Source organism: Pleurocapsa sp. FMAR1 (assembly GCF_963665995.1).
GTDB lineage: Bacteria > Cyanobacteriota > Cyanobacteriia > Cyanobacteriales > Xenococcaceae > Waterburya.
Window position 1 is genome coordinate 4,465,663 of record NZ_OY762512.1, and the last position, 19,109, is coordinate 4,484,771.

A 19,109-nucleotide genomic window follows, 5' to 3' on the forward strand; every position below is an offset into this window, starting at 1 on the left:
ATTATTTGCTGATGGCAGAAGTAATCAAGGAAGAGAAATGAAAATATTGTTGGTGGATGACGAAACTGAATTAAGCGATCCTTTAAGTAAAATCTTATTACAGGAAGGATATGAGGTAGATATAGCCAATGATGGTGCGGTGGGAATGAAGCTAGCATTGCAACATCAGTATGATTTGTTAATTTTAGATTGGATGCTGCCTGCTAAATCAGGGTTAGAAATTTGTCGTGAAGTGCGATCGCAATTTTTAGCAACTCCTGTACTATTTTTGACGGCTAAAGATACAGTAGACGATCGCGTTGCAGGCTTAGATGCAGGGGCAGATGATTATCTAATGAAGCCTTTTGAGCTTCGGGAATTACTGGCTAGAGTCCGCGCCTTGCTGCGTCGCTCAACTTTAGAAGGTTTTAGTAGCGATTTGTCTAGCGATCGCCTAAAAGTAGCAGATTTAGAATTAGACATTGTCAATCAGGTAGCATATCGTCAAGGCAAGGCGATCAATCTTTCGGAAAAAGAAATTGAACTGCTTAAATACTTTATGCAGCACCCCGATCGGTTATTAACCCACACAGAAATCTATAGTTATCTCTGGCAAACAGAAGAAGAACCGAGCAGCAATGTCCTGGCTGCTTTAGTGCGACTATTACGACGAAAAATTGAAATTAAAGGACAGGCACAGTTAATTCATACCGTTTATGGCAAGGGTTATCGTTTTGGTGTTAGCTGAAATTTGCAGCAAGATCATTTAACAATAGTTCAGACAAAATTTGAATGATGTACAAGCTTGAAAGGCTAAAAATTTTCAATTCTAACTGTTGGTCTAAGACTGACTAATTAATTGCTCGGCAGATTTACTATCTAATGCTTCAGAGAAAAGATATCCTTGTCCCAACTGACAATTAAAGGTTTGTAAAATTTTTAATTGCTTTAAATTTTCAACTCCCTCAGCAATTACGTCAATTTTTAAAGTTCTGGCTAAAGAAATAATCATCTTGACAATTTCAAAATTTTCCTTGTCTTTCAACATTCCTTCAATAAAGGAACGATCGATTTTAAGGGTGCTAATGGGAAAACGATTTAGGTACTGCAAAGATGAATAGCCAGTTCCAAAATCATCAATATTAAAATTAATTCCTCTAGCTTTGATTTGATTAAATAAAGCAATTGTTTCTGGCTGATGATCCATCAGGGTACTTTCGGTAATTTCTAAATTTAGACAATCGCCAGACAAGCGATTTTTCTTTAAAACTGCCTTTAACTGAGCTAAAAAATTAGGATTTTTGATTTGTTGATTAGTCACATTAACGCTCATTTTCAAATCTGCTGCACCAGAGTGTTTAAGCTGCCATCTGTACATTTGACGACAAGCTTCTTCTAAGACCCATTCGCCAATATTATTAATTAGTCCCGTTTCCTCGGCAATATGAATAAATTTGTCAGGAAACAAGCAACCTTTTGTCGGATGATTCCAGCGCAATAAAGCCTCAAAACCATATAAAGTGTTGTTGTCAAAAGAAACAATAGGTTGATAATGGAGAGTTAATTCATTTTGCGATAATGCTTGTCGTAAATCATTTTCAATCTCCAAAAGTTCTTTAGTCTCTGCATACATTTCTTGGTCAAATACTTCATGTCTTGCCTTACCTAAAGACTTAGCGCGATACATAGCAAGATCTGAATCACGCAAAATTTCGGAACTATCCTGATATTGATTATTGCCTATGACAATCCCAATACTGGCACTAGTAAAGACAGTATGACCTTGAAGACAAAAAGAGTAATTTAGCTTGGTTTGGATTCTAGCAGCGATAATACTGCCTGACTCTATGGTTTCAACTTGGTCTAGGAGGATAGTAAACTCATCTCCTCCCAAACGAGCAACAAAATCTTGAGAACGAGAACACTCAAGTAAAATTTCAGCCACAGTTATCAATAATTCATCCCCAACCAAATGTCCCAAACTATCGTTGACAATTTTAAAGCGGTCTAAATCAATAAATAAAACGGCAAACAGATAATTGGGATCTCTTTTAGATTGTGTTAAAGCTTCTTCAACTCGTTCAATAAAAGCTGCACGATTAGGCAATTTAGTTAAAGAGTCGTGTTTGGCTTCGTAACTTAATTCAGATTCAACCTGTTTTCTTTGAGTAATGTCACAGATAATTCCATCTCGGCGATGAGCCTTGCCAGTTTTATCAAAGATTAAGCGACTGCGTTCCCATACCCAGCGCACTTCGCCATTAGGTTGAATAATTCTGTATTCAAGATCGTTGCTAGGATTAAAAGAGCTAGCTAAAGACAACTCAACGCGATCGCGATCTTCAGGGTGAATTGACTCTAGGCGTAAATCAGGATTATTTAGTAATTCTGCCACTGAGCGACCATATACCTGCCTTGCTGCGGGATTGAGAAAAAGCAAATTACTAGTAGTCGCATCCGCCGACCAAACTACTTCTTCTAAAGAATTAAGAATACTTTCTAATCTGGCTTCACTTGCTTGGAAAAGCTGAGTAATTTGCTCGCGCTCTTTGATTTCGTGTTTTAATTCTTGATTGGCTTGTTCTAATTGTGCCGTACGCTCTTGAATCCGCTGCTCTAATTCTGCGTTGAGCTTTTGTATTTCTTGTTGAGCAAACTTAAGTTTTAGCTGATTATTGATCCGCAATAATACTTCATCGATTTGAAACGGCTTGTCAATAAAGTCTACTCCACCAGCACACAAGGCTTTGACGCGATCAACAGGATCGTTGCTGGCACTCAAGAAAATAATCGGAATATCTTGAGTAATGCTATTGGCTTTAAGCTGTTCACAAACTTGATAGCCATTTAGTCCTGGCATCATCAAATCTAACAAGATTAAATCGGGAATTACCGAATTAGCCACCCTCAATGCCATTTCACCACTAATTACTCCTTTAGCTTCGTAGTTTTCTTTAGTCAAAGCCTCTGACAGTAAATGAAGATTTTCAGGCTTGTCATCAACGATTAAAATCTTGGCTCTAGTCTGCTTTAAAGTGGAAACGCTCATTAGTTAACAGATTTAGCTAAATCAATAATTTTGTCACAGCGAAAATGCTCCACTAAAGTTTCTAATCCTTGAGCAAGGGATTCATATTCAGCGGGAATTTCTGCTAGTAGCTGGTAGATTTCCTGATTATTTACCTTCGTAGCTGCTTCATATAGTTGCGATCGCCATTTTAACGTCATTACCGTTAAATCTTCAGCGGTTAAATCCCGAAGTGATGACTGCTCATAGGTGGAAATTCCTTTGCCATCTTCATAAAGATACTCAACTTTTAGATACTGTCCTATTTTTGTTAATAATTCATGGTCATGAAATGGTTTACGCATAAAATCATCACATCCAGACGATAAAACTTCGACTTTTTCTTCTTCAAAAGCACTGGCAGTCAAAGCGATAATAATCGTTTTTTTGCCTAAAGGCTGGGATTTGATTTGTTTGGTTGCTTCATAGCCATCTATTACGGGCATTCTCATATCCATTAAAATTAGCTCTGGATGCCACTCCTGCCATTTTGCGATCGCTTCTTGACCATTGCTAGCTTTTTGGACAGCATAGCCAAAAATTTCAATTTTATTTAAAGATTGTTGACATTGAGCTAAATAATATTCTTCTATTGACTGTAGTTTTTCACTAAGATTAATTGATTCTATTTGGCTGTGACCGTTGGTCAGTTTTTTACTATCGAAAAATAGCAATTTTTAAATATGTTAAATCTAGTACTAAGAAAATATACTTTGATTTATGGGTGATCTACAAAATAACCTTTGCTATTAACAAGTGTAAATACGGGAATTCTCTGAAATTAAAACCATATTGCTTTACCAGTTATTCAGTAGGTAAATTCTTGAATAATTTTCCTACTTCTGGGTTATAAACCAGCATATAGTTCCAATAATTTTCAAATACAGATTCTACATAGCCTTTGGTTTCTGGGTAAGGAATCTTCTCTACAAATTCGTCCTCATCTTTCAAACCATAGCGATTAACCCATTTTGCTACTGCATTTGGTCCCGCGTTGTAGCTAGCAACTGCCAGCATCGAGTTGTTGCCGTATTTTTTATGGGTAAAATCGAGATAGTAAGTGCCAATATTGACGTTATCTTCGGGGTTGGTCATGGAGTAACTTGTTAAGCCAATATTCTTGGCTGCGCTTTTGGCAGTAGTCGGAATTACCTGCATTAAGCCTAATGCCCCGGCGGTAGACTCAATTTCTGGTTCAAAACGGGATTCTTGACGAATCAAAGAAGTTACCAATAAAGGATTAAGCCCACGATTTTTAGACCATTTAAGAATTGTTGATTCAAAGGGAAAGGGATATAAAGCCTGCCAATATTCAGGGGTTTGTCGTAGCTGATGCCATTGTTGTTTATCTTCTGGTTTATTTCTATCTTTTAAATACCAAATTTGATTGATACCTCGCAGATTTTTTCCTTGATATAGTTCGAGTAAACCATTGGTAAATTCATCAGCGATAGTCAACTCAGTTTTACCGCTAACTTCTGTCTGGAATTGCGCCCAGGCTTCTGGTTCTAAACCCAGTTTATATAGTTCTTGAAAGGTTTCTGAACCTCCTGGAGGAGTAATACGATTCACTTTGACTACTTCAGGCATTTTGTGCCGCACGGTGGTAAAGTCCCCCACATCCCAACCTAAAGCCACCGCAGATCGCCAAGCATAATATGAGCGAGGAAAACGAGCTAAAACAGATTGATAAGCTTTGGTTGCGTCTTGAGGGCGATTGAGCTTTGCTGCCCACTTGGCAATCCAAAAACCTGCTTTGGGTGCAATGGGGCTGTCTGGATTATCCGTCACAATAGGTTGCGCCCATTGCCAGGCTGTAATTAAATCTCCAGCTTCAGCTTTTTTGTTGGCAAAATTCCAACGGTATTCCGCAGCAGCTTCAGAATGTTGATATTTAGCTAAAAGGGTTTGTAGGGCTTGGCTGGCGGATTGTGGACTTTTAAGCGCGTCCAAAAATTCGGCTTTTTCTAATAGTGCTTCTGGTGCTTGTTCGGGAAATCTCTCAATTGTCATATTAAGATAAGCCAAACCTTCTCTTTGGCTGACAATCATTGCTAAACGACGCAAGCCCAAACCTGTGTCTGAACTATTTGGGTATTGCTTAATTAGCTGTAGATAATATTGTTTTGCCGTAACTTTATCATTGCCAATATCATATCCCCTAGCAGCACGATAGAGATTACGGGAAGTATTGGGGGATTTAGCGTAAGCTTTGCCTGCTTTATCGTAGTCCCATTTTGCCCAGTAGCTGTCGGCGATCGCCTCCCAGTCTTGAGGAGTTAACCCAGGGGCATATTCTGTGGCTAAACGATCTCTCATTTTGTCTACCCCTGGTGCATCGGGGGCATATTTGACCAAAATTGCCATTAGCTTTGGCTGATTGGGATTTTGACTTAACTGCTGGCGGATTATTTCTTGGGTACGAGGATGAGCGGGAAATCTGGCGATCGCCTGTTGCCAGTAAGCAGGATTTGATTTACCCAACAGATATAGTGCTTCTGCCGTAGCGGGGGAATTAGGATATTTATTTGCTAATTCCTGCCAAGTCGTTATGGCTTGGGGTTGATTTTGCTCTAGCTCATAAGCCTTTCCTTGAGCCAGCAAAACATAAGCAGCGAGTAAAGGATATTCTCGATCCAATCCCTGTAGTTTTGCTAATGCTTCTTTACCCTGTTGGCGATCTATTAAATCTGCTGCTAATAAAAAATTGTTACGAGTATTTTCTGAAGAATTGTGAAAATCAACTACAGGTTTGGTACCAAAAGTTTGCTGATTATGTAAAGAATCTAATGAGTTGTTAGTCTGGGGATCTTCTTGAGATATCAGAGCTGGTGATTTACAGCTTACTGTTAATATTAAACCAACACTAATCAATAAAAAACTTTTGTAATTAAATGATTTTTGCATATTAATTAATCAGTGAGATGAGTGTGGGCTGGTACTCTAATTATTCCCCTGAAATATTTTTTCTTAACATCTAAAAACTAACTCAGGAAAATTATTCATTGACATATATGCAAGCAACAGTAATTTTAGATACTTAAATAAAGTACGGAGATATTAATATTAATATTAATATTTTAGTTCCTGGAATTTCCTAACTGTACGTAGAGATACTAATGCCTTGAAAATCATGTGTTAGCTTTAAAATATTGTATACAGTATACTTACTTATTTACCTTCGGCTGCTTAATCTATGAAATCGACAACTACGGCTCAACTACAGGTAAATGGCGATCGCCTGAATCAAAGTATTACTAGTTTGGCGAGCATTGGTCAACTAGCTAACGGTGGTGTAAAACGTATTGCCTATAGTCAGCAAGACATTGAAGCCCGAAATTTAGTCCAGCACTGGATGAGGAAGCTCAAGATGCAGGTAAAAATTGATGCAGCAGGCAATATTATTGGTAGATATCCTGGTAAAAATATTAATATACCAGCTTTAGCCACAGGTTCGCATATTGATACTGTTCCCTGTGGTGGACATTATGATGGTGCTTATGGAGTCTTGGCGGGATTAGAAGTAGTACAAGTGCTTCTAGAAAATCAAATTAGGCTGGATCGCTCAATAGAAGTGATTGTCTTTACTGATGAAGAAGGCAGTATGATCGGCTCTAAATCAATTTCAGGCAGGACAATTCAAGATCCCCAATACTATCGTCGTCCTGAAGGTACAGATATTCAAACCTGTTTAGCCAGAGTTGGTGGTAACTGGGAGAATATTACTCAAGCTCGTCGTAATAACCAAGATATAGCTGCATTTGTCGAACTTCACGTAGAACAAGGACCTGTTTTAGAGTCTATGGGCAAAAAAATCGGCGTAGTTAAGGGAATAGTTGGACAAAGGCGTTTTAATATCACTGTTAAAGGTAGTGCTAATCATGCTGGGACTACGCCAATGCAGATGCGCTGTGATGCATTGGTTGCTGCTTCTCAGGTTGTTTTGGCTGTCAACAAAATTGGCAATACTCCTGGTCAACAAGTAGCTACCGTTGGCAAAATGGAGGTACTGCCCAATGCTGCCAATGTTGTCCCTGGCTGGGTAGAAATGAGCTTGGATATTCGCGACTTATCTAGTTTGCATATAAATAGTCTACTAGAACAGCTACGCACCCACCTAGAAGAAATTGCCGTTGCTACTAATACCCAAATTCGCTTAAATCCCTGTCTTCACAACGAACCAGCGTTAGCCGAACCCTATATTCAAAGAGCGATCGCCTTAAGCTGCGAAAATCTTGAGCTAAATTATACTTATTTACCTAGTCGTGCCAGCCACGATGCTCAAGAATTAGCTCAAATTACCGATATGGGGATGATCTTTGTTCCTAGCAGAATGGGAGTTTCTCACGATGCCAGCGAATACACCTCTCCTGAACTATGTACCCAGGGTGCAAATGTATTATTACAGACGCTGATCCAGTTAGATTTAGAACTATCATCAAAAAAATAAGAGCTTTTATACTAAATCCAACCAAGCTCGACGGCGAGATCGCGTGCTAATTGAGGAATATTGGTAGCAACAAAATGTTCGTGCATCATTTGTACACTCAAAAGATGATTAATTACCGCGTCTAGCTGCACCCGTTGGGAAATTGGCGTATTTTCATTTTCATGACGCAGTAGAATCTGATTTACCCCTTCACTATCTAGTAAACCACTGTCGGCGATCGCGCTTTTTGATAGATAAGTATCCGCTAGTCCTCGCATTGCCTTTTGCTTCTTAATATCGGTATGGGAAGGAGGAGCCATAAAAGCAAACTTTTGTCTTTCGTATAGTGATTTGGGCAGCAGGGGACGCATCATTTCTCGGAGAATATATTTATCCTGACGACCCCGCAAACGCATATTTATCGGTAGGGTAACGGCAAATTCTGCTAAAGGATGGTCTAAAAAGGCAGGACGAGCTTCAAGAGAGTTTGCCATGTCCACACGATCGCCTGCCCAACCAAGCACCTGAGACTCAAACTGGGTTTTGATCCAGACATACTGAGCTTTATCAAGAGGATGACGATTTTCTAATTGCTCTTTGTCTAAAGTTTGTGCGATCGCCGAACCTGGAGAGTAATCTTTAGTAGCTGCCCGATGTTCTGGATGCAGCAAGTTAGAGACGAGTGGTGCAGCAGATAGCCAAGATTGTAAACAACTAGGAGTAAAACCAATTTGCTTAGTTAGGGCGGGATCGTCTAGGGTATTTTCCGCTAGTAAGTTGCCTTTGAATAAACTATTGCTTTGCTGTAGCCAGGCTTGTAAATCTGCTTTTTCTTGGGGTGGTGCATCTTCCATGCCGTGCAGTATATAGTCAAGACGCAGTTGAGGATAGCCAGCAAAGAGTTCGTCCGAACCTTCTCCAGTAACTACCACCTTGTAACCAGAGTTATGCACATATTCGCTCATTAACATCTTGGCAACGGTAAAAGTATTATAAATACTGCGTTCAGTATGCCAAATAGCCTGCTTAAAGTGTTCGTAAAGCTGTCCACCTTTGACAGTCAAAATGTCTTGATCTGCGGACACCGCCTGAGCCATCTCTCTAGCGATCGCCGTCTCATCGTAATCTTGGTCGTCAAAGCCAATGGTAAAAGCCTTGACGGGCGACTGCTGACAGGCTGCTGCTACTCCCATAATCGAGCAGGAATCTATGCCTCCTGAAAGGTAACAGGCAACGGGTACATCTGCTTCTAGACGTAACTGAATTGCTTCGACAAAATGATGGCGTAACTGCTCGATATAAGCTTCATCCGACAAGGATTTACCCCGTTCTCTACGAAGAGGAAAATTTAAATCCCAATACTTTTGCTTACGAATTTGTAAGCGTCCGTCTCGACGCTCAAAAGCGATCGTTTGTCCTGGTTCTACGGCATATATACCCTCAAAAGCAGTTGTTCCAGGCACCATTAACTGCATCAGTTGGTGATAGAGTCCTTGGGAAGAAAAACGACACTTCACGTCTGGATGAGCCAACAAGACCTTGATCTCTGAGCCAAAAACTAAGCCTTCTGGGGTTAATGTCCAATATAACGGCTTAACTCCAAAGCGATCGCGCACCAGAGTCAGACGATCTGCTGAACGTTCATAAAGAGCAAAGGCAAATTCTCCGCGTAGATGGGGTAAAGCACCTTCTAACCCCAATCTATCGGTTAAGTGCAGCACTAGTTCAGAATCGCACTTACTGGCAAAGCGATAACCCCGCGAAGTTAAATCCGCCCGAATATATTTATAATCATAAAATTCCCCGTTGTGAATTAGAGCATACTGATTGTCAGCCGAGATAAAGGGCTGCTGCGCTCGATCGGGATCGAGGTCGATAATTGCCAGACGCGCCTGCCCAAAACCAACTCCACGGTCTTCAATCACCTTCCAGCCAGCTTTATCGGGCCCTCGATGGGATTGAATTGCTGCCATGGCGATCAGCGTTTCAGGAGCGACTGGTCGAGATGAATCATGATACATTACCCCAGCGATCCCACACATAGATTTTATACCTTTGATTCAAAACAACTTTAGAAGCAGTATAGTAGATTAGCTGGTGGGGTTTCTAAGATTGTCAGGCGATCGTCATTTTTTTCGCCCTTACAAGATGTGTCGCCTTCTATTTTATTATGATATCCAGCCATTTTCCATCTGCCGTTAGCAATTTAAAGTAATAGAGCAGATTTTAGTCCGAGGTATTCGGTAAACGGTTCAAAATCTTTGTCTGAGTAGAGTAAAGGCAAATTATTTTCGATACAATACGTTGCAATAATACAGTCAATAGTTTTCCGAATTGTAATTCCCTGCTTGCGAAGTTGGCGATAATTATCGGCAGATTTCATCCCGTAGGAAATATTGCATAAAGAAATAAGTTCGAGTTCTTGTAATAATTGTTTAGCTAGCCGATAATCTTTATCTGTTCTGAATCCTTGTAAAATTTCGGCAAGTACCAAATCGCCAACAATGACAATGGTTGAGGAAAGTAGAATATCTAATCTCTCAGTCTCTGGGGTAGTTGTTCCGTTAAAGAAATCAATCCAAACGCTAGTATCAACAAGCACCATTAATTAATTCTCATCTGTTCGAGATCCCCTGACCATTGAAGCTTACCTTTGTAATTTTTAAGCTTTTCTTGTTTTCTCAATTGAATCAAAGTTTTAAGTCCGAGTTCTACAGCCTCTTTCTTAGTCTTTAGTCCAGTTAGTGCCAAAGCTTCTTTCATTAATTGATCATCAATGACTATGTTGGTACGCATAAAGTTTATCTAATGTGTATTGTAAATATATATTATACACACAAAAATTTAAATTTAATATAGAAAGATTGTCAACAAAATAATCTGCTTCGTAAACACATTCTCAAATACACGCTCTAACCAAGAGCATCCCTCGCGGTAAAATCCATCACAATCGATCTATGTTTTTCTATGCTATACAAGAAGAACAAATACTTGTATACACAAGCTACATCAATAAATAAATTTAGCAAAATCTATGACATTCTCAATTGTGGCTTGGGATCCAACTACAAAAATGACTGGAGTTGCAGTGGCAACAAAGCATCTAGCCGTGGGCGCATTAGTGCCTCATGCTAAAGCTAATGTAGGTGCGATCGCAACTCAAGCACAAACTAATCCACTTTTGGGAATTAGAGGGCTTAAACTGTTAGCCAAACATAATTTAGGCAAAAATCAGACAGAAGCAATTACTACAGAAGCTATCATTACTAATTTGCTCGAAGAAGACGAAGATCGTCATTATCGTCAACTTCACCTTGTTGATCGCCAAGGTAGGACTGCTGCTTGGACTGGTTCTGAATGTATCGATTGGGCGGGACATCTAACTTTTGCTGATTTTTCCGTTGCGGGTAATATGCTAGTGGGTGAACGAACTTTAACCGCTATGGCAGATGCCTATCAGGAGAAAGAAGGCATGGAGTTCTGCGAAAGATTATTGCAGGCATTAGAAGCAGGAGAAGCTGCTGGAGGCGATAAGCGTGGTCGTCAGTCTGCTGCTTTATACGTAGTTCACCATGATGATTATCCTCATCTGGATTTACGAATCGATCACCATGACGATCCTATTGCTCAACTTCGCTATATATTTGAAGAGTCTCGTAAAGACTACTATCAATCTTTCCGTAAGTCTATGCCTACCAGAAGTCTACAAGATAAAATTAAAAACTTCCCCGTTACAACTGTGGTCAGGTCAGCAAAAAGTGCTTAATAATTACCGATATAATGATTAGTAGCGATTGTTCATTGTTCATTGCTAATTGATAATTGTTTATAAGCTGCCCAGCCTCCGAGATCAGAGATATCGGGCCAGTTATGCTTCTCGATTAACTCTTGAGGATAGAGCATAGCGATCGCCGTTTCTTTTTCTTCAAGATTTACCGTATCAGGATACATATGGGGAGGTTCGTTTGCCAACAGATATTCATACTGTTCGGTTGTCATTTCATAAATCTCACCAGGAATGCTAATTCCCCCTGTTTGGGTAGCATAAATAGCAGGATGCCAGCCGTCTTCCGCTGCATGAAGACGATATTGAGGAAGGGTTTTAGTCGTCTTGATAAACTTTGCCGATTGGAGATTTTGATGGTCTGGTTGTCCTTTTAAAGCTGAACCACAGATAAAAACTCGCTTGATACCTGATGCTGTTGTCATGATCTTATTTAAATGGATGTAATTTCTGGGTTGTTGATCGCCTCTAATTCACGCACTACCCTGGCTTTGCTGGCAATTAAATGTTCTTTAATAGTTGCTTGGGCTAAATCTGAGTTCTTTTCGGCGATCGCATTATAAACTTGTCTATGTTCTAAGCGAATTTCTAAAACTTGAGGATTGTGTTTGGTAGTTTGCACTCTTAAAAGTGACATTTGATCAAAAACCTGTTCCAGCAAGGTTAGCAGCCATTTATTACCCGAACTTTCGGCGATGAGATGATGAAATTGATAATCTATTTCCAGAAGTTTCAAGCTATCAGATTTACTAGACGGATGTGCTAACTTTTCTGCCAACAGCACATATTTTTCAAGCTGCTTTAGCTGCTTTGGGCTAATTTGCTCGCAAGCACTCACAATGGCAGGTTGTTCTAAAGCTAGACGACAATCATAAAGCTGAACTGCGTCTTGAACAGAAAGGGTAGTAACTCTTAAGCCACCTGTAGAATTAGCTACTATTAATTTTTCCTGCTGCAATTGACCAATTGCTTCGCGAATAGGAGTACGGCTAACCTGTAATTGTTTGGCTAACGTTGTTTCAACTATTCGTTCTCCTGAAGCCAAATCTCCTTTGAGGATAATTTGTCTCAGGGCTTGATATACTTGCTGCCGTAAGGACTGGTTTTTTTCAATAGCAATCATAGTTTGAGTTTTAACTCATGAGAGACTACTAATTATTTCGATGAATTACAAAATACAAGTATACAGTATACGATATTAAACTATAAATTTATGGCTTGAAATTACGAAAAATAGCTTTTTTGTTTTGATACAGACGCATAATATTATTTAATGAACGTACTATAAGAGTTTTGGCAGCAGCGACTATTTTAGGTTGGTTTTTGTCTTAAAATTAATTTTAATAAGATCTAAACATCAACCCGATTTTGATTATGGTAAAAACTGCTTCGACAATGCTAGCTCTAGGGACTGCTGCACCTGAGTTTGAGCTTCAGGATGTAGTGTCTGGTAAAACTGTTTCTTTAGCCGACTTTAGCGATCGCCAAGCTTTACTATTGATGTTTATTTGTCAGCATTGTCCTTTTGTTAAGCACGTACAGAATGAATTAGCGAGCATTGGTCAAGACTATGACCAGCAACCTTTAGGCATTGTAGCAATTAGTGCTAATGATGTAGCAAATTATCCTCAAGATGCTCCTGAAAAGTTAAAGCAAATGGCGCAAGAATTAAACTTCAACTTTCCTGTTTGCTACGACGAAAGCCAAGAGGTAAGTAAAGTTTATACTGCTGCCTGTACTCCTGACTTCTTTTTATTTGATGCAGACGCTAAACTGGCATATCGTGGTCAATTAGATGATAGTCGCCCTAGCACAAATATTCCCGTTACAGGCAAGGATTTACGTCAGGCGATCGATGCCTTGCTACAGGGTAAGACGGTCGATTTTGAACAAAAACCCAGCATTGGCTGCAATATCAAATGGAAACCAGGTAACGAGCCAAAGTACTTTGGCTAGAATAAACCAGACATTTTACGTAGTTTATATAGTTATTTTGACTCTATCTTTGTAGCATTTTTGAAGTAATCTTGTGTTAAATAAATTACTTAAGTGTTTTCAAAAACTGAAAATCTATTTTCTAGCTATCTAAAGACTTAAAATCTATATGGAAGATACAGAAACTCAAAACACTTTGTTTGTTCCTTTTTTGGGTCAGTCTAACGCTCAGCAAATGAGCTATATTTACGATCCATATCAGCCAGGAATGATCGCTAATGATACCTCTGGAGCGATTATTTTAGATCGAAATTTGACAGCCTTGATTGAAGGCAATGTGGTGACTAGCGATACGAGAGAAACCAATTTTGCCGTGGGCGGAAGTAAGGTCGACGGCAATGGTTATTTTCAAGATGATAGTACGGTCTGGTGGTATCCAGATTGGGGTCAACCAGGGGGAGCTTTACGCCAGGCTGAACAAGGTTTACAAGACTGGTTATCTGTCCAAGGAGCGCAGCCAACAGACGAGATTGCCATTGTTTGGTCTCAAGGAGAATCTGACGTAGGAGATATTTTGGAAGGAGATCCTATTGCTAGAGAAAAATATAAACAGTCTACTTTGGCAGTTTTTGATAATTTGCGCAGTCAGCTAAATTATGCTGATGTTAAGTTTTATCTTGTGCCAACGGGACGTTTTCAGGCAGATGGAGCAACTAATGCCGGTCTTTCTCCTCTAAACATTGAAACAATCAATGGTGGGTTAAAAGTAGTCCGTGAAGTCCAAGAGGAAATAGCTACCCAACGAGATGATGTCTTATTGGCAACAGATTATTCAGATCTTAATATGGTCTACGAAGAAGGTACATTATATGGTGCAAGCTACGATCTCGACTATAGTGAATGGTCTACTGATTTTTGGCATTTAGGTCATGATGGACTAAAGATTAATGGCGATCGCCTGGCGCAATATATAGCCTTGGATCGGGGAGAAAACAACGTTATTAGCTTTACTGATTCTTTTGGGAATCCTGCCCAGTCTACCTCGCTTGCTCGTGCTGGACTATTAGATATCAACGTTTCAGGCAACCCCAGCCTGGGGGTTATTCAAGGAACAAATAATCCTGATGTGATAGTCGGCACTTTGGCAGCCGATGTAATTATCGGAGGAGAAGGGAATGACATAATTATGGCTAGTCAAGGAGTAGATACTTTGACAGGATCTGCGGGAAATGATGTTTTTTTCTTTGACCCTTTAATATATCCTGGGGTGGCTAATAACTCTGATACGATCGCTGATTTTGAACTTGGCAGCGATCGCCTGGACGTATCGGAGCTTTTAAAGCTTACTGGCAACCCGCTTGCTGATACTATTGCTACTCAATACATTACTGTTAATCCCCTCAGCGAAACTAGTTTGGAGATTAAGTTTGATGTTGATGCCATAGGAGAACAGTCTGCTGAAACTTTGGCTATCTTAGAAAACGTCAGTCCTGGGGAATTTATCGCCGAAATTGGCACTCAGTTAATTGTTACGCCAACTGAATTTTGAATACTAAAGGAAAAAATTTCTAAAATCTTGACGAGCGATCGCCAAATGTGATTTAATTGAAATTGAAGCTTTCATAATGGGAACATTAGCAGTCAAGCGTTGAAGTCACCACTCCCATTATAAAAAAATTTTAGCATAAAGCGCGATCGCCAAGCAAATTTAAAAATTCTAAATTTTTAGTAATTTTGTACTTAAAAAAGTTTAATACAACTTCTTTCTTCTTTCTAAAGATCGCGATTGTTGCTATAAGGACATAACTATACTTTGTTGGTTAGATTAACTTTAACCCCAAACTAATTCCTAAAGCGATCGCACTTAATAAATAACCAATTTTTGCTAAAGGGCTATTTGTTTTGCCAATGGGTATTTGCCACCAAAAGTAAGCAAAAAGCACAATCTCCCCAACTGTAATCGCTGCTGCTATGCTTACCGCTTCTTGTATGCCCCAGAATATACCACTGAGGGTAACTAGCAAGGCGGGAGTGATTATGGCAAGAATAGCCCCCTGGGTTTTTGCCTGAGGGTCTATTTTGGCAATCTCAACTGCTCCCAATTCGGTAATACCAATGGCGATCGCGGCAACAGTGGCGATCGCTATGTTGACTAAAGTTGGTTCTGTAGAGCGATCGACAAAGCTCAAACTCCATGTGGCTGCGGTACTTAAACCAAAAATTCCTAATGTACCGATAATAATTGGCTTAGACTGGGTATTTAATTGAGAGTCATTAACTGCTAAAATACTACTAGATGTGGACATTAAATGTGATAACGCATCTTGAGCAGTTAAAGCATTGGGAAAACGCTTGCTTACTTTGGCATTAGTCATTTTTGCTAACCACTGCCTAAACTGTCGCTCTAACTCTGGCAATAAAGATTTTAAGCTCAATTGATAAGGGTCATCTGCCGATGTAAAGTCGCGAATCTCGGTAATACTTTTGTCTGATATCAGACAAACAAGAGTAACTCCTAAGCTATAAAGATCCGAAGCCAGAGTTGGTTTAATAATTTGCTCAGGAGCAATAAATCCAGGAGTTCCCTTAAAAACGCTGCTACCAGATGCTTCAATGCTACCTAAGCAAGCAAATCCAAAGTCGATTAAATACACCTGTAGATTTTCAGACAGCAAAATATTTTCAGGCTTAAGATCGCGATGTATTACAGAAGGATTTTGTTGCTGTAAATAAACCAAAATTTCAAGAATTTTACCAGCAATTTGCTGGATTTCAAATAATGATAATTGCCTAAAATTGTCCAAATTAGAGGCTGAAATGTATTCTTGGACTAAGCAGAAACCATCATCTGTTTCTATACTGCCTAAATATTTAGGAATCCCAGGATAATCTAGTTTTTCTAATACTTTGATTTCCTGTTCATAAGCTTTATATCCTGACCAAGTTGAGCCAGTCGTTGCAAAGCAAAATTGCTTGATCACTACTGAGCGTTGATTATTTAGAGCAACTCCTTTCCAGGTTATGCGCCCTCCTTCACGATTGCGCCCTAATTCGGCGTTAATTTTATATCCGTAAGGTATCAAATTAGGATAATCATTCATTTTTAGTTTTTAATACCCATAGTTGCTAATAATCTTAGTAAATTTTTGACACCAAATTGAAATATCTTGAGTAAAATTATTTATAGTAATTATTAGCCTGAGAACTTTAGGCTAGAGTAGCAAAAATAAAATAACTCTTAATAATATAAATTAACAATAGTTTGAGTTATCTTAGTTTTTCATAACCAGTTCCAAGAAAATATAATGTTCAAAATAAGATCGAGTTTTGGCAAACTTAACTGTAATAAATAAGACATCTATATCCCTTAGATATGCTGTGTTTTTATGTTACTAAAATATACAAAAATAATAAAGCTATAAACTAGAAATACTTGCACTTGCGTTCAAAAAATTTTATTTATTTTTAATTTATAAGCAGCATTAATCTTAATAATCAGTCAACCAAATAAATCAGTGGTTGACTGCCAAGAAGTATCGGCAGCATATATATAATGTCAATTAAAACTATCTTATTAGTAGAAGATAATCCTGATGATCGCGAGTTAATGACCCTTGCTTTCTCTCAAGGAGAAATCCCCCACAATTTGGTTGTCGTGTCCAACGGAATTGAGGCTTTAAACTATTTATTAGGGAATAATTCTAATAATGAGCCATCTGCATCGTTAAACGAGGAAAATTTACCTTCCATGCCAGCCTTAATCATGCTGGATCTCAATTTACCAAAAATGGATGGAATTGAAGTTTTAAAGCGTATTCGCGCTCATCCACAGACAAAATTAATCCCAACAGTCATTTTAAGCTCTTCAAATGAGCGACAAGACCTCATAGACAGTTATATTAATGGTTGTAACAGTTATATTCAAAAACCGATACACTTTACACAACTACAAAATTTTGTTAGAGAAATAAGTACGTATTGGTTGACTGTTAATCAGTTACCACCTGTTTTTGGAGTCCCAAATGAGTAAACTTCTGCGAGTCTTAATTGTTGAAGATTCAGAAGATGATGCCGAACTACTAGCCATTGAACTTGAACGAGGTAATTATGAAATAACTTATCAAAGAGTTGACACCAAAGCGGATATGCAGGCTGCTTTACAAAAATCCCAATCTTGGGATATTGTGCTGGCTGATTATTCTATGCCTCAGTTTAGCGCGATCGCTGCTTTAGAACTATTAAAAGAATGTGATCTAGATCTACCCTTTGTCATTGTGTCAGGCAAGATTGGCGAAGATACGGCAGTAGCAGCCATGAAAGCAGGCGCTCACGACTATTTAATCAAAGGTAAGCTATCTCGCCTAATTCCTGCCGTTGAAAGAGAGTTAAGAGAAGCAATACTGAGAGAAGAATATCGCGCTGCTCAAAAAAGACTTAAGTATCTTGCCTTTTACGATAAGTTAACCGATTTACCCAACAGGACTTTATTTTTTGAACACCTCAGCCGTGAAATAACTCGTCAGCAAGAACAAAAACAAGCCGATAATCAAAGTTTGAGCGGGCATAGATCATCAAGTACTTTAGCTGTTTTATTATTGAGTATCGATCGCTTTCGGTGTATAAAACATAGCTTAGGTTACGAAATTAGTGAGCAGCTACTAATCTCGGTGGCTCGTCGCCTAGAGGAATATATTAGCGAAAATGATTTTAATCTTGTTGCCAAAATTGGTGAGGACGAATTTGCCTTACTAATTACAAATATTATCGATCCTCAGGATATTATAAATCGGGCAGAACATCTTTATCGTCAGCTTATTAAGCCCTTTCAAATCAAAAGCAGCCTAATCTGCTCTACAGTCAGTATTGGTATTGCTCTTAATCAAGATCGCAACCAAAATCCTGCCCAGCTTTTGCAGTCGGCTGATACAGCTATGCAGTATGCCAAAGTAAACTTTGTCAAAACTTCGGTCTTATTTAATGACAGAATGCAGAGTAAGGCAGTCGAAAAGCTGCGGTTAGAAAACGATTTACAAAAGGCGATCGAAAACAAGCAGCTATATCTTAACTATCAACCTATAGTTTCTTTAGATACAGGAAAAATTAGTTGTTTGGAAGCCTTAGTCAGGTGGAAACATAGTTCTCTTGGCTCAATTCCTCCAGACAAATTTATTCCTATTTGCGAAGAAACTGGTCAGATTATTGCTTTAGGTCAGTGGGTGCTTTCTGAAGCTTGTTGTCAATTGGTAGCTTGGCAAAAGTTATTTATTGCCGACTCATCTTTGACAATGAGTATTAATTTGTCCCGCATCCAAGTTTATCATCCTGAGTTGATTCCTCAAATAGACGGTCTTTTGGATTCATTGAATTTAAAGGGCGAAGATCTAAAGCTAGAAATTACCGAAAGTACCCTGATGGAAAACACCTCATCAGTAAGAAAAGTTTTAAAGCAGTTAAAAGAACGAGATATCAAAATATGTTTGGATGACTTTGGGACTGGTTATTCTTCTTTGAGCTATTTACGCTATTTACCTGTAGATACGGTAAAAATAGACCGCTCATTTATTGGAGCAGAGATCAATGGTACTAATTACGATATTATCAAGGCAATTATTAACCTAGCTCATAGTTTAGGTTTAGATGTTGTTGCCGAAGGTATTGAAACCAAAGCTCAACTAGAAATATTGCGAGGTTTAGGCTGTGAATATGGACAAGGATATTTCTTTGCTTATCCTCTCGATAGTAAAGATGTTTTAAACTTAGTGCAGCAATAATCAATTATCAATTATCAATTAATAAAAAGGTTATCTACGCCTGAGTTGACCGAGCTTTAGACTTTTTCATAGTGGCTAAAAGCTAAGAGCTAAGAGCTAAGAGCTAAAAGCTAGAAACCAGTTAGTTTGAACGGAAGATAATTT

The 19,109-nt window shown here is 38.8% G+C and carries 16 protein-coding genes; 7 read left to right on the forward strand and 9 right to left on the reverse strand.

Annotation, left to right across the window (positions count from 1 at the left end; translation table 11 throughout):
• Window positions 1-37 precede the first annotated feature (37 nt).
• Window positions 38-727 carry a two-component system response regulator RppA gene (rppA, locus tag SLP02_RS21770; protein ID WP_319422815.1) on the forward strand — a complete coding sequence of 230 codons (690 nt, stop codon included), beginning with the start codon at window positions 38-40 and terminating at the stop codon, window positions 725-727.
• Window positions 728-820: 93 nt separating this feature from the next.
• On the opposite strand, the gene SLP02_RS21775 is transcribed toward rppA, so the two are convergent.
• From SLP02_RS21775 to SLP02_RS21785, 3 genes are all read right to left on the reverse strand, one after another.
• Window positions 821-3,028, reverse strand: a complete 2,208-nt coding sequence (locus tag SLP02_RS21775) for a two-component system response regulator (protein WP_319422816.1) — start codon at window positions 3,026-3,028, stop codon at window positions 821-823.
• Complete coding sequence (locus SLP02_RS21780; protein WP_319422817.1) at window positions 3,028-3,720, reverse strand: response regulator; 693 nt, start codon at window positions 3,718-3,720, stop codon at window positions 3,028-3,030. Before SLP02_RS21780 ends, SLP02_RS21775 begins: the two co-directional genes overlap by 1 nt.
• A 130-nt stretch (window positions 3,721-3,850) precedes the next feature.
• The gene (locus SLP02_RS21785; protein ID WP_319422818.1) at window positions 3,851-5,953 is read right to left on the reverse strand and encodes a lytic transglycosylase domain-containing protein; all 2,103 of its coding nucleotides are present in this window, start codon (window positions 5,951-5,953) and stop codon (window positions 3,851-3,853) included.
• Between the two features lie 289 nt (window positions 5,954-6,242).
• Between SLP02_RS21785 and SLP02_RS21790 the strand changes: the two genes are divergently transcribed.
• Window positions 6,243-7,496 (forward strand): Zn-dependent hydrolase, encoded by a 1,254-nt coding sequence (locus SLP02_RS21790; RefSeq protein WP_319422819.1) that lies wholly within the window; start codon window positions 6,243-6,245, stop codon window positions 7,494-7,496.
• Between the two features lie 11 nt (window positions 7,497-7,507).
• Here the strand turns inward: SLP02_RS21790 and asnB are convergent, their stop codons facing one another.
• The 3 genes from asnB to SLP02_RS21805 all read right to left on the reverse strand — a co-directional run bounded on the left by asnB (window position 7,508) and on the right by SLP02_RS21805 (window position 10,271).
• The gene (gene asnB, locus SLP02_RS21795; protein WP_319422820.1) at window positions 7,508-9,517 is read right to left on the reverse strand and encodes an asparagine synthase (glutamine-hydrolyzing); all 2,010 of its coding nucleotides are present in this window, start codon (window positions 9,515-9,517) and stop codon (window positions 7,508-7,510) included.
• A gap of 164 nt (window positions 9,518-9,681) precedes the next feature.
• Complete coding sequence (locus SLP02_RS21800) at window positions 9,682-10,080, reverse strand: type II toxin-antitoxin system VapC family toxin (protein ID WP_319422821.1); 399 nt, start codon at window positions 10,078-10,080, stop codon at window positions 9,682-9,684.
• Window positions 10,080-10,271, reverse strand: coding sequence for a type II toxin-antitoxin system VapB family antitoxin (locus SLP02_RS21805; protein WP_319422822.1), 192 nt, complete (start codon window positions 10,269-10,271; stop codon window positions 10,080-10,082). The genes SLP02_RS21800 and SLP02_RS21805 overlap by 1 nt, the downstream gene beginning before the upstream one ends.
• A gap of 238 nt (window positions 10,272-10,509) precedes the next feature.
• On the opposite strand from SLP02_RS21805, the gene SLP02_RS21810 reads away from it, so the two are divergent.
• The gene (locus SLP02_RS21810) at window positions 10,510-11,241 is read left to right on the forward strand and encodes a DUF1028 domain-containing protein (RefSeq protein WP_319422823.1); all 732 of its coding nucleotides are present in this window, start codon (window positions 10,510-10,512) and stop codon (window positions 11,239-11,241) included.
• 32 nt (window positions 11,242-11,273) lie between these two features.
• Here the strand turns inward: SLP02_RS21810 and SLP02_RS21815 are convergent, their stop codons facing one another.
• Entirely contained in the window at window positions 11,274-11,684 is a 411-nt protein-coding gene (locus SLP02_RS21815) for an allophanate hydrolase-related protein (protein WP_319422824.1), read from the reverse strand.
• Window positions 11,685-11,692: 8 nt separating this feature from the next.
• The gene (locus tag SLP02_RS21820; protein ID WP_319422825.1) at window positions 11,693-12,382 is read right to left on the reverse strand and encodes a GntR family transcriptional regulator; all 690 of its coding nucleotides are present in this window, start codon (window positions 12,380-12,382) and stop codon (window positions 11,693-11,695) included.
• 251 nt (window positions 12,383-12,633) lie between these two features.
• Between SLP02_RS21820 and SLP02_RS21825 the strand changes: the two genes are divergently transcribed.
• Together SLP02_RS21825 and SLP02_RS21830 are read left to right on the forward strand one after the other, a co-directional pair.
• On the forward strand, window positions 12,634-13,215 hold the full coding sequence (locus SLP02_RS21825) for a thioredoxin family protein (protein ID WP_319422826.1): 582 nt from the start codon (window positions 12,634-12,636) through the stop codon (window positions 13,213-13,215).
• A 148-nt stretch (window positions 13,216-13,363) separates the two neighbouring features.
• Window positions 13,364-14,743 carry a M10 family metallopeptidase C-terminal domain-containing protein gene (locus SLP02_RS21830; protein ID WP_319422827.1) on the forward strand — a complete coding sequence of 460 codons (1,380 nt, stop codon included), beginning with the start codon at window positions 13,364-13,366 and terminating at the stop codon, window positions 14,741-14,743.
• 271 nt (window positions 14,744-15,014) lie between these two features.
• Here the strand turns inward: SLP02_RS21830 and SLP02_RS21835 are convergent, their stop codons facing one another.
• Window positions 15,015-16,295 carry a serine/threonine protein kinase gene (locus SLP02_RS21835; RefSeq protein ID WP_319422828.1) on the reverse strand — a complete coding sequence of 427 codons (1,281 nt, stop codon included), beginning with the start codon at window positions 16,293-16,295 and terminating at the stop codon, window positions 15,015-15,017.
• A gap of 452 nt (window positions 16,296-16,747) precedes the next feature.
• On the opposite strand from SLP02_RS21835, the gene SLP02_RS21840 reads away from it, so the two are divergent.
• Both SLP02_RS21840 and SLP02_RS21845 read left to right on the forward strand, forming a co-directional pair.
• Window positions 16,748-17,224 carry a response regulator gene (locus SLP02_RS21840; RefSeq protein WP_319422829.1) on the forward strand — a complete coding sequence of 159 codons (477 nt, stop codon included), beginning with the start codon at window positions 16,748-16,750 and terminating at the stop codon, window positions 17,222-17,224.
• On the forward strand, window positions 17,217-18,965 hold the full coding sequence (locus SLP02_RS21845; RefSeq protein ID WP_319422830.1) for a GGDEF domain-containing response regulator: 1,749 nt from the start codon (window positions 17,217-17,219) through the stop codon (window positions 18,963-18,965). Before SLP02_RS21840 ends, SLP02_RS21845 begins: the two co-directional genes overlap by 8 nt.
• The last annotated feature ends 144 nt before the right edge of the window (window positions 18,966-19,109 follow it).

Bases quoted from the DNA above. Each gene is read 5' to 3' on its own strand.
- rppA (WP_319422815.1), top strand. From the start codon at position 38: ATGAAAATATTGTTGGTGGATGACGAAACTGAATTAAGCGATCCTTTA.
- SLP02_RS21775 (WP_319422816.1), bottom strand. From the start codon at position 3,028: ATGAGCGTTTCCACTTTAAAGCAGACTAGAGCCAAGATTTTAATCGTT.
- SLP02_RS21785 (WP_319422818.1), bottom strand. From the start codon at position 5,953: ATGCAAAAATCATTTAATTACAAAAGTTTTTTATTGATTAGTGTTGGT.
- SLP02_RS21790 (WP_319422819.1), top strand. From the start codon at position 6,243: ATGAAATCGACAACTACGGCTCAACTACAGGTAAATGGCGATCGCCTG.
- asnB (WP_319422820.1), bottom strand. From the start codon at position 9,517: ATGTGTGGGATCGCTGGGGTAATGTATCATGATTCATCTCGACCAGTC.
- SLP02_RS21800 (WP_319422821.1), bottom strand. From the start codon at position 10,080: ATGGTGCTTGTTGATACTAGCGTTTGGATTGATTTCTTTAACGGAACA.
- SLP02_RS21805 (WP_319422822.1), bottom strand. From the start codon at position 10,271: ATGCGTACCAACATAGTCATTGATGATCAATTAATGAAAGAAGCTTTG.
- SLP02_RS21810 (WP_319422823.1), top strand. From the start codon at position 10,510: ATGACATTCTCAATTGTGGCTTGGGATCCAACTACAAAAATGACTGGA.
- SLP02_RS21815 (WP_319422824.1), bottom strand. From the start codon at position 11,684: ATGACAACAGCATCAGGTATCAAGCGAGTTTTTATCTGTGGTTCAGCT.
- SLP02_RS21820 (WP_319422825.1), bottom strand. From the start codon at position 12,382: ATGATTGCTATTGAAAAAAACCAGTCCTTACGGCAGCAAGTATATCAA.
- SLP02_RS21825 (WP_319422826.1), top strand. From the start codon at position 12,634: ATGGTAAAAACTGCTTCGACAATGCTAGCTCTAGGGACTGCTGCACCT.
- SLP02_RS21830 (WP_319422827.1), top strand. From the start codon at position 13,364: ATGGAAGATACAGAAACTCAAAACACTTTGTTTGTTCCTTTTTTGGGT.
- SLP02_RS21835 (WP_319422828.1), bottom strand. From the start codon at position 16,295: ATGAATGATTATCCTAATTTGATACCTTACGGATATAAAATTAACGCC.
- SLP02_RS21840 (WP_319422829.1), top strand. From the start codon at position 16,748: ATGTCAATTAAAACTATCTTATTAGTAGAAGATAATCCTGATGATCGC.
- SLP02_RS21845 (WP_319422830.1), top strand. From the start codon at position 17,217: ATGAGTAAACTTCTGCGAGTCTTAATTGTTGAAGATTCAGAAGATGAT.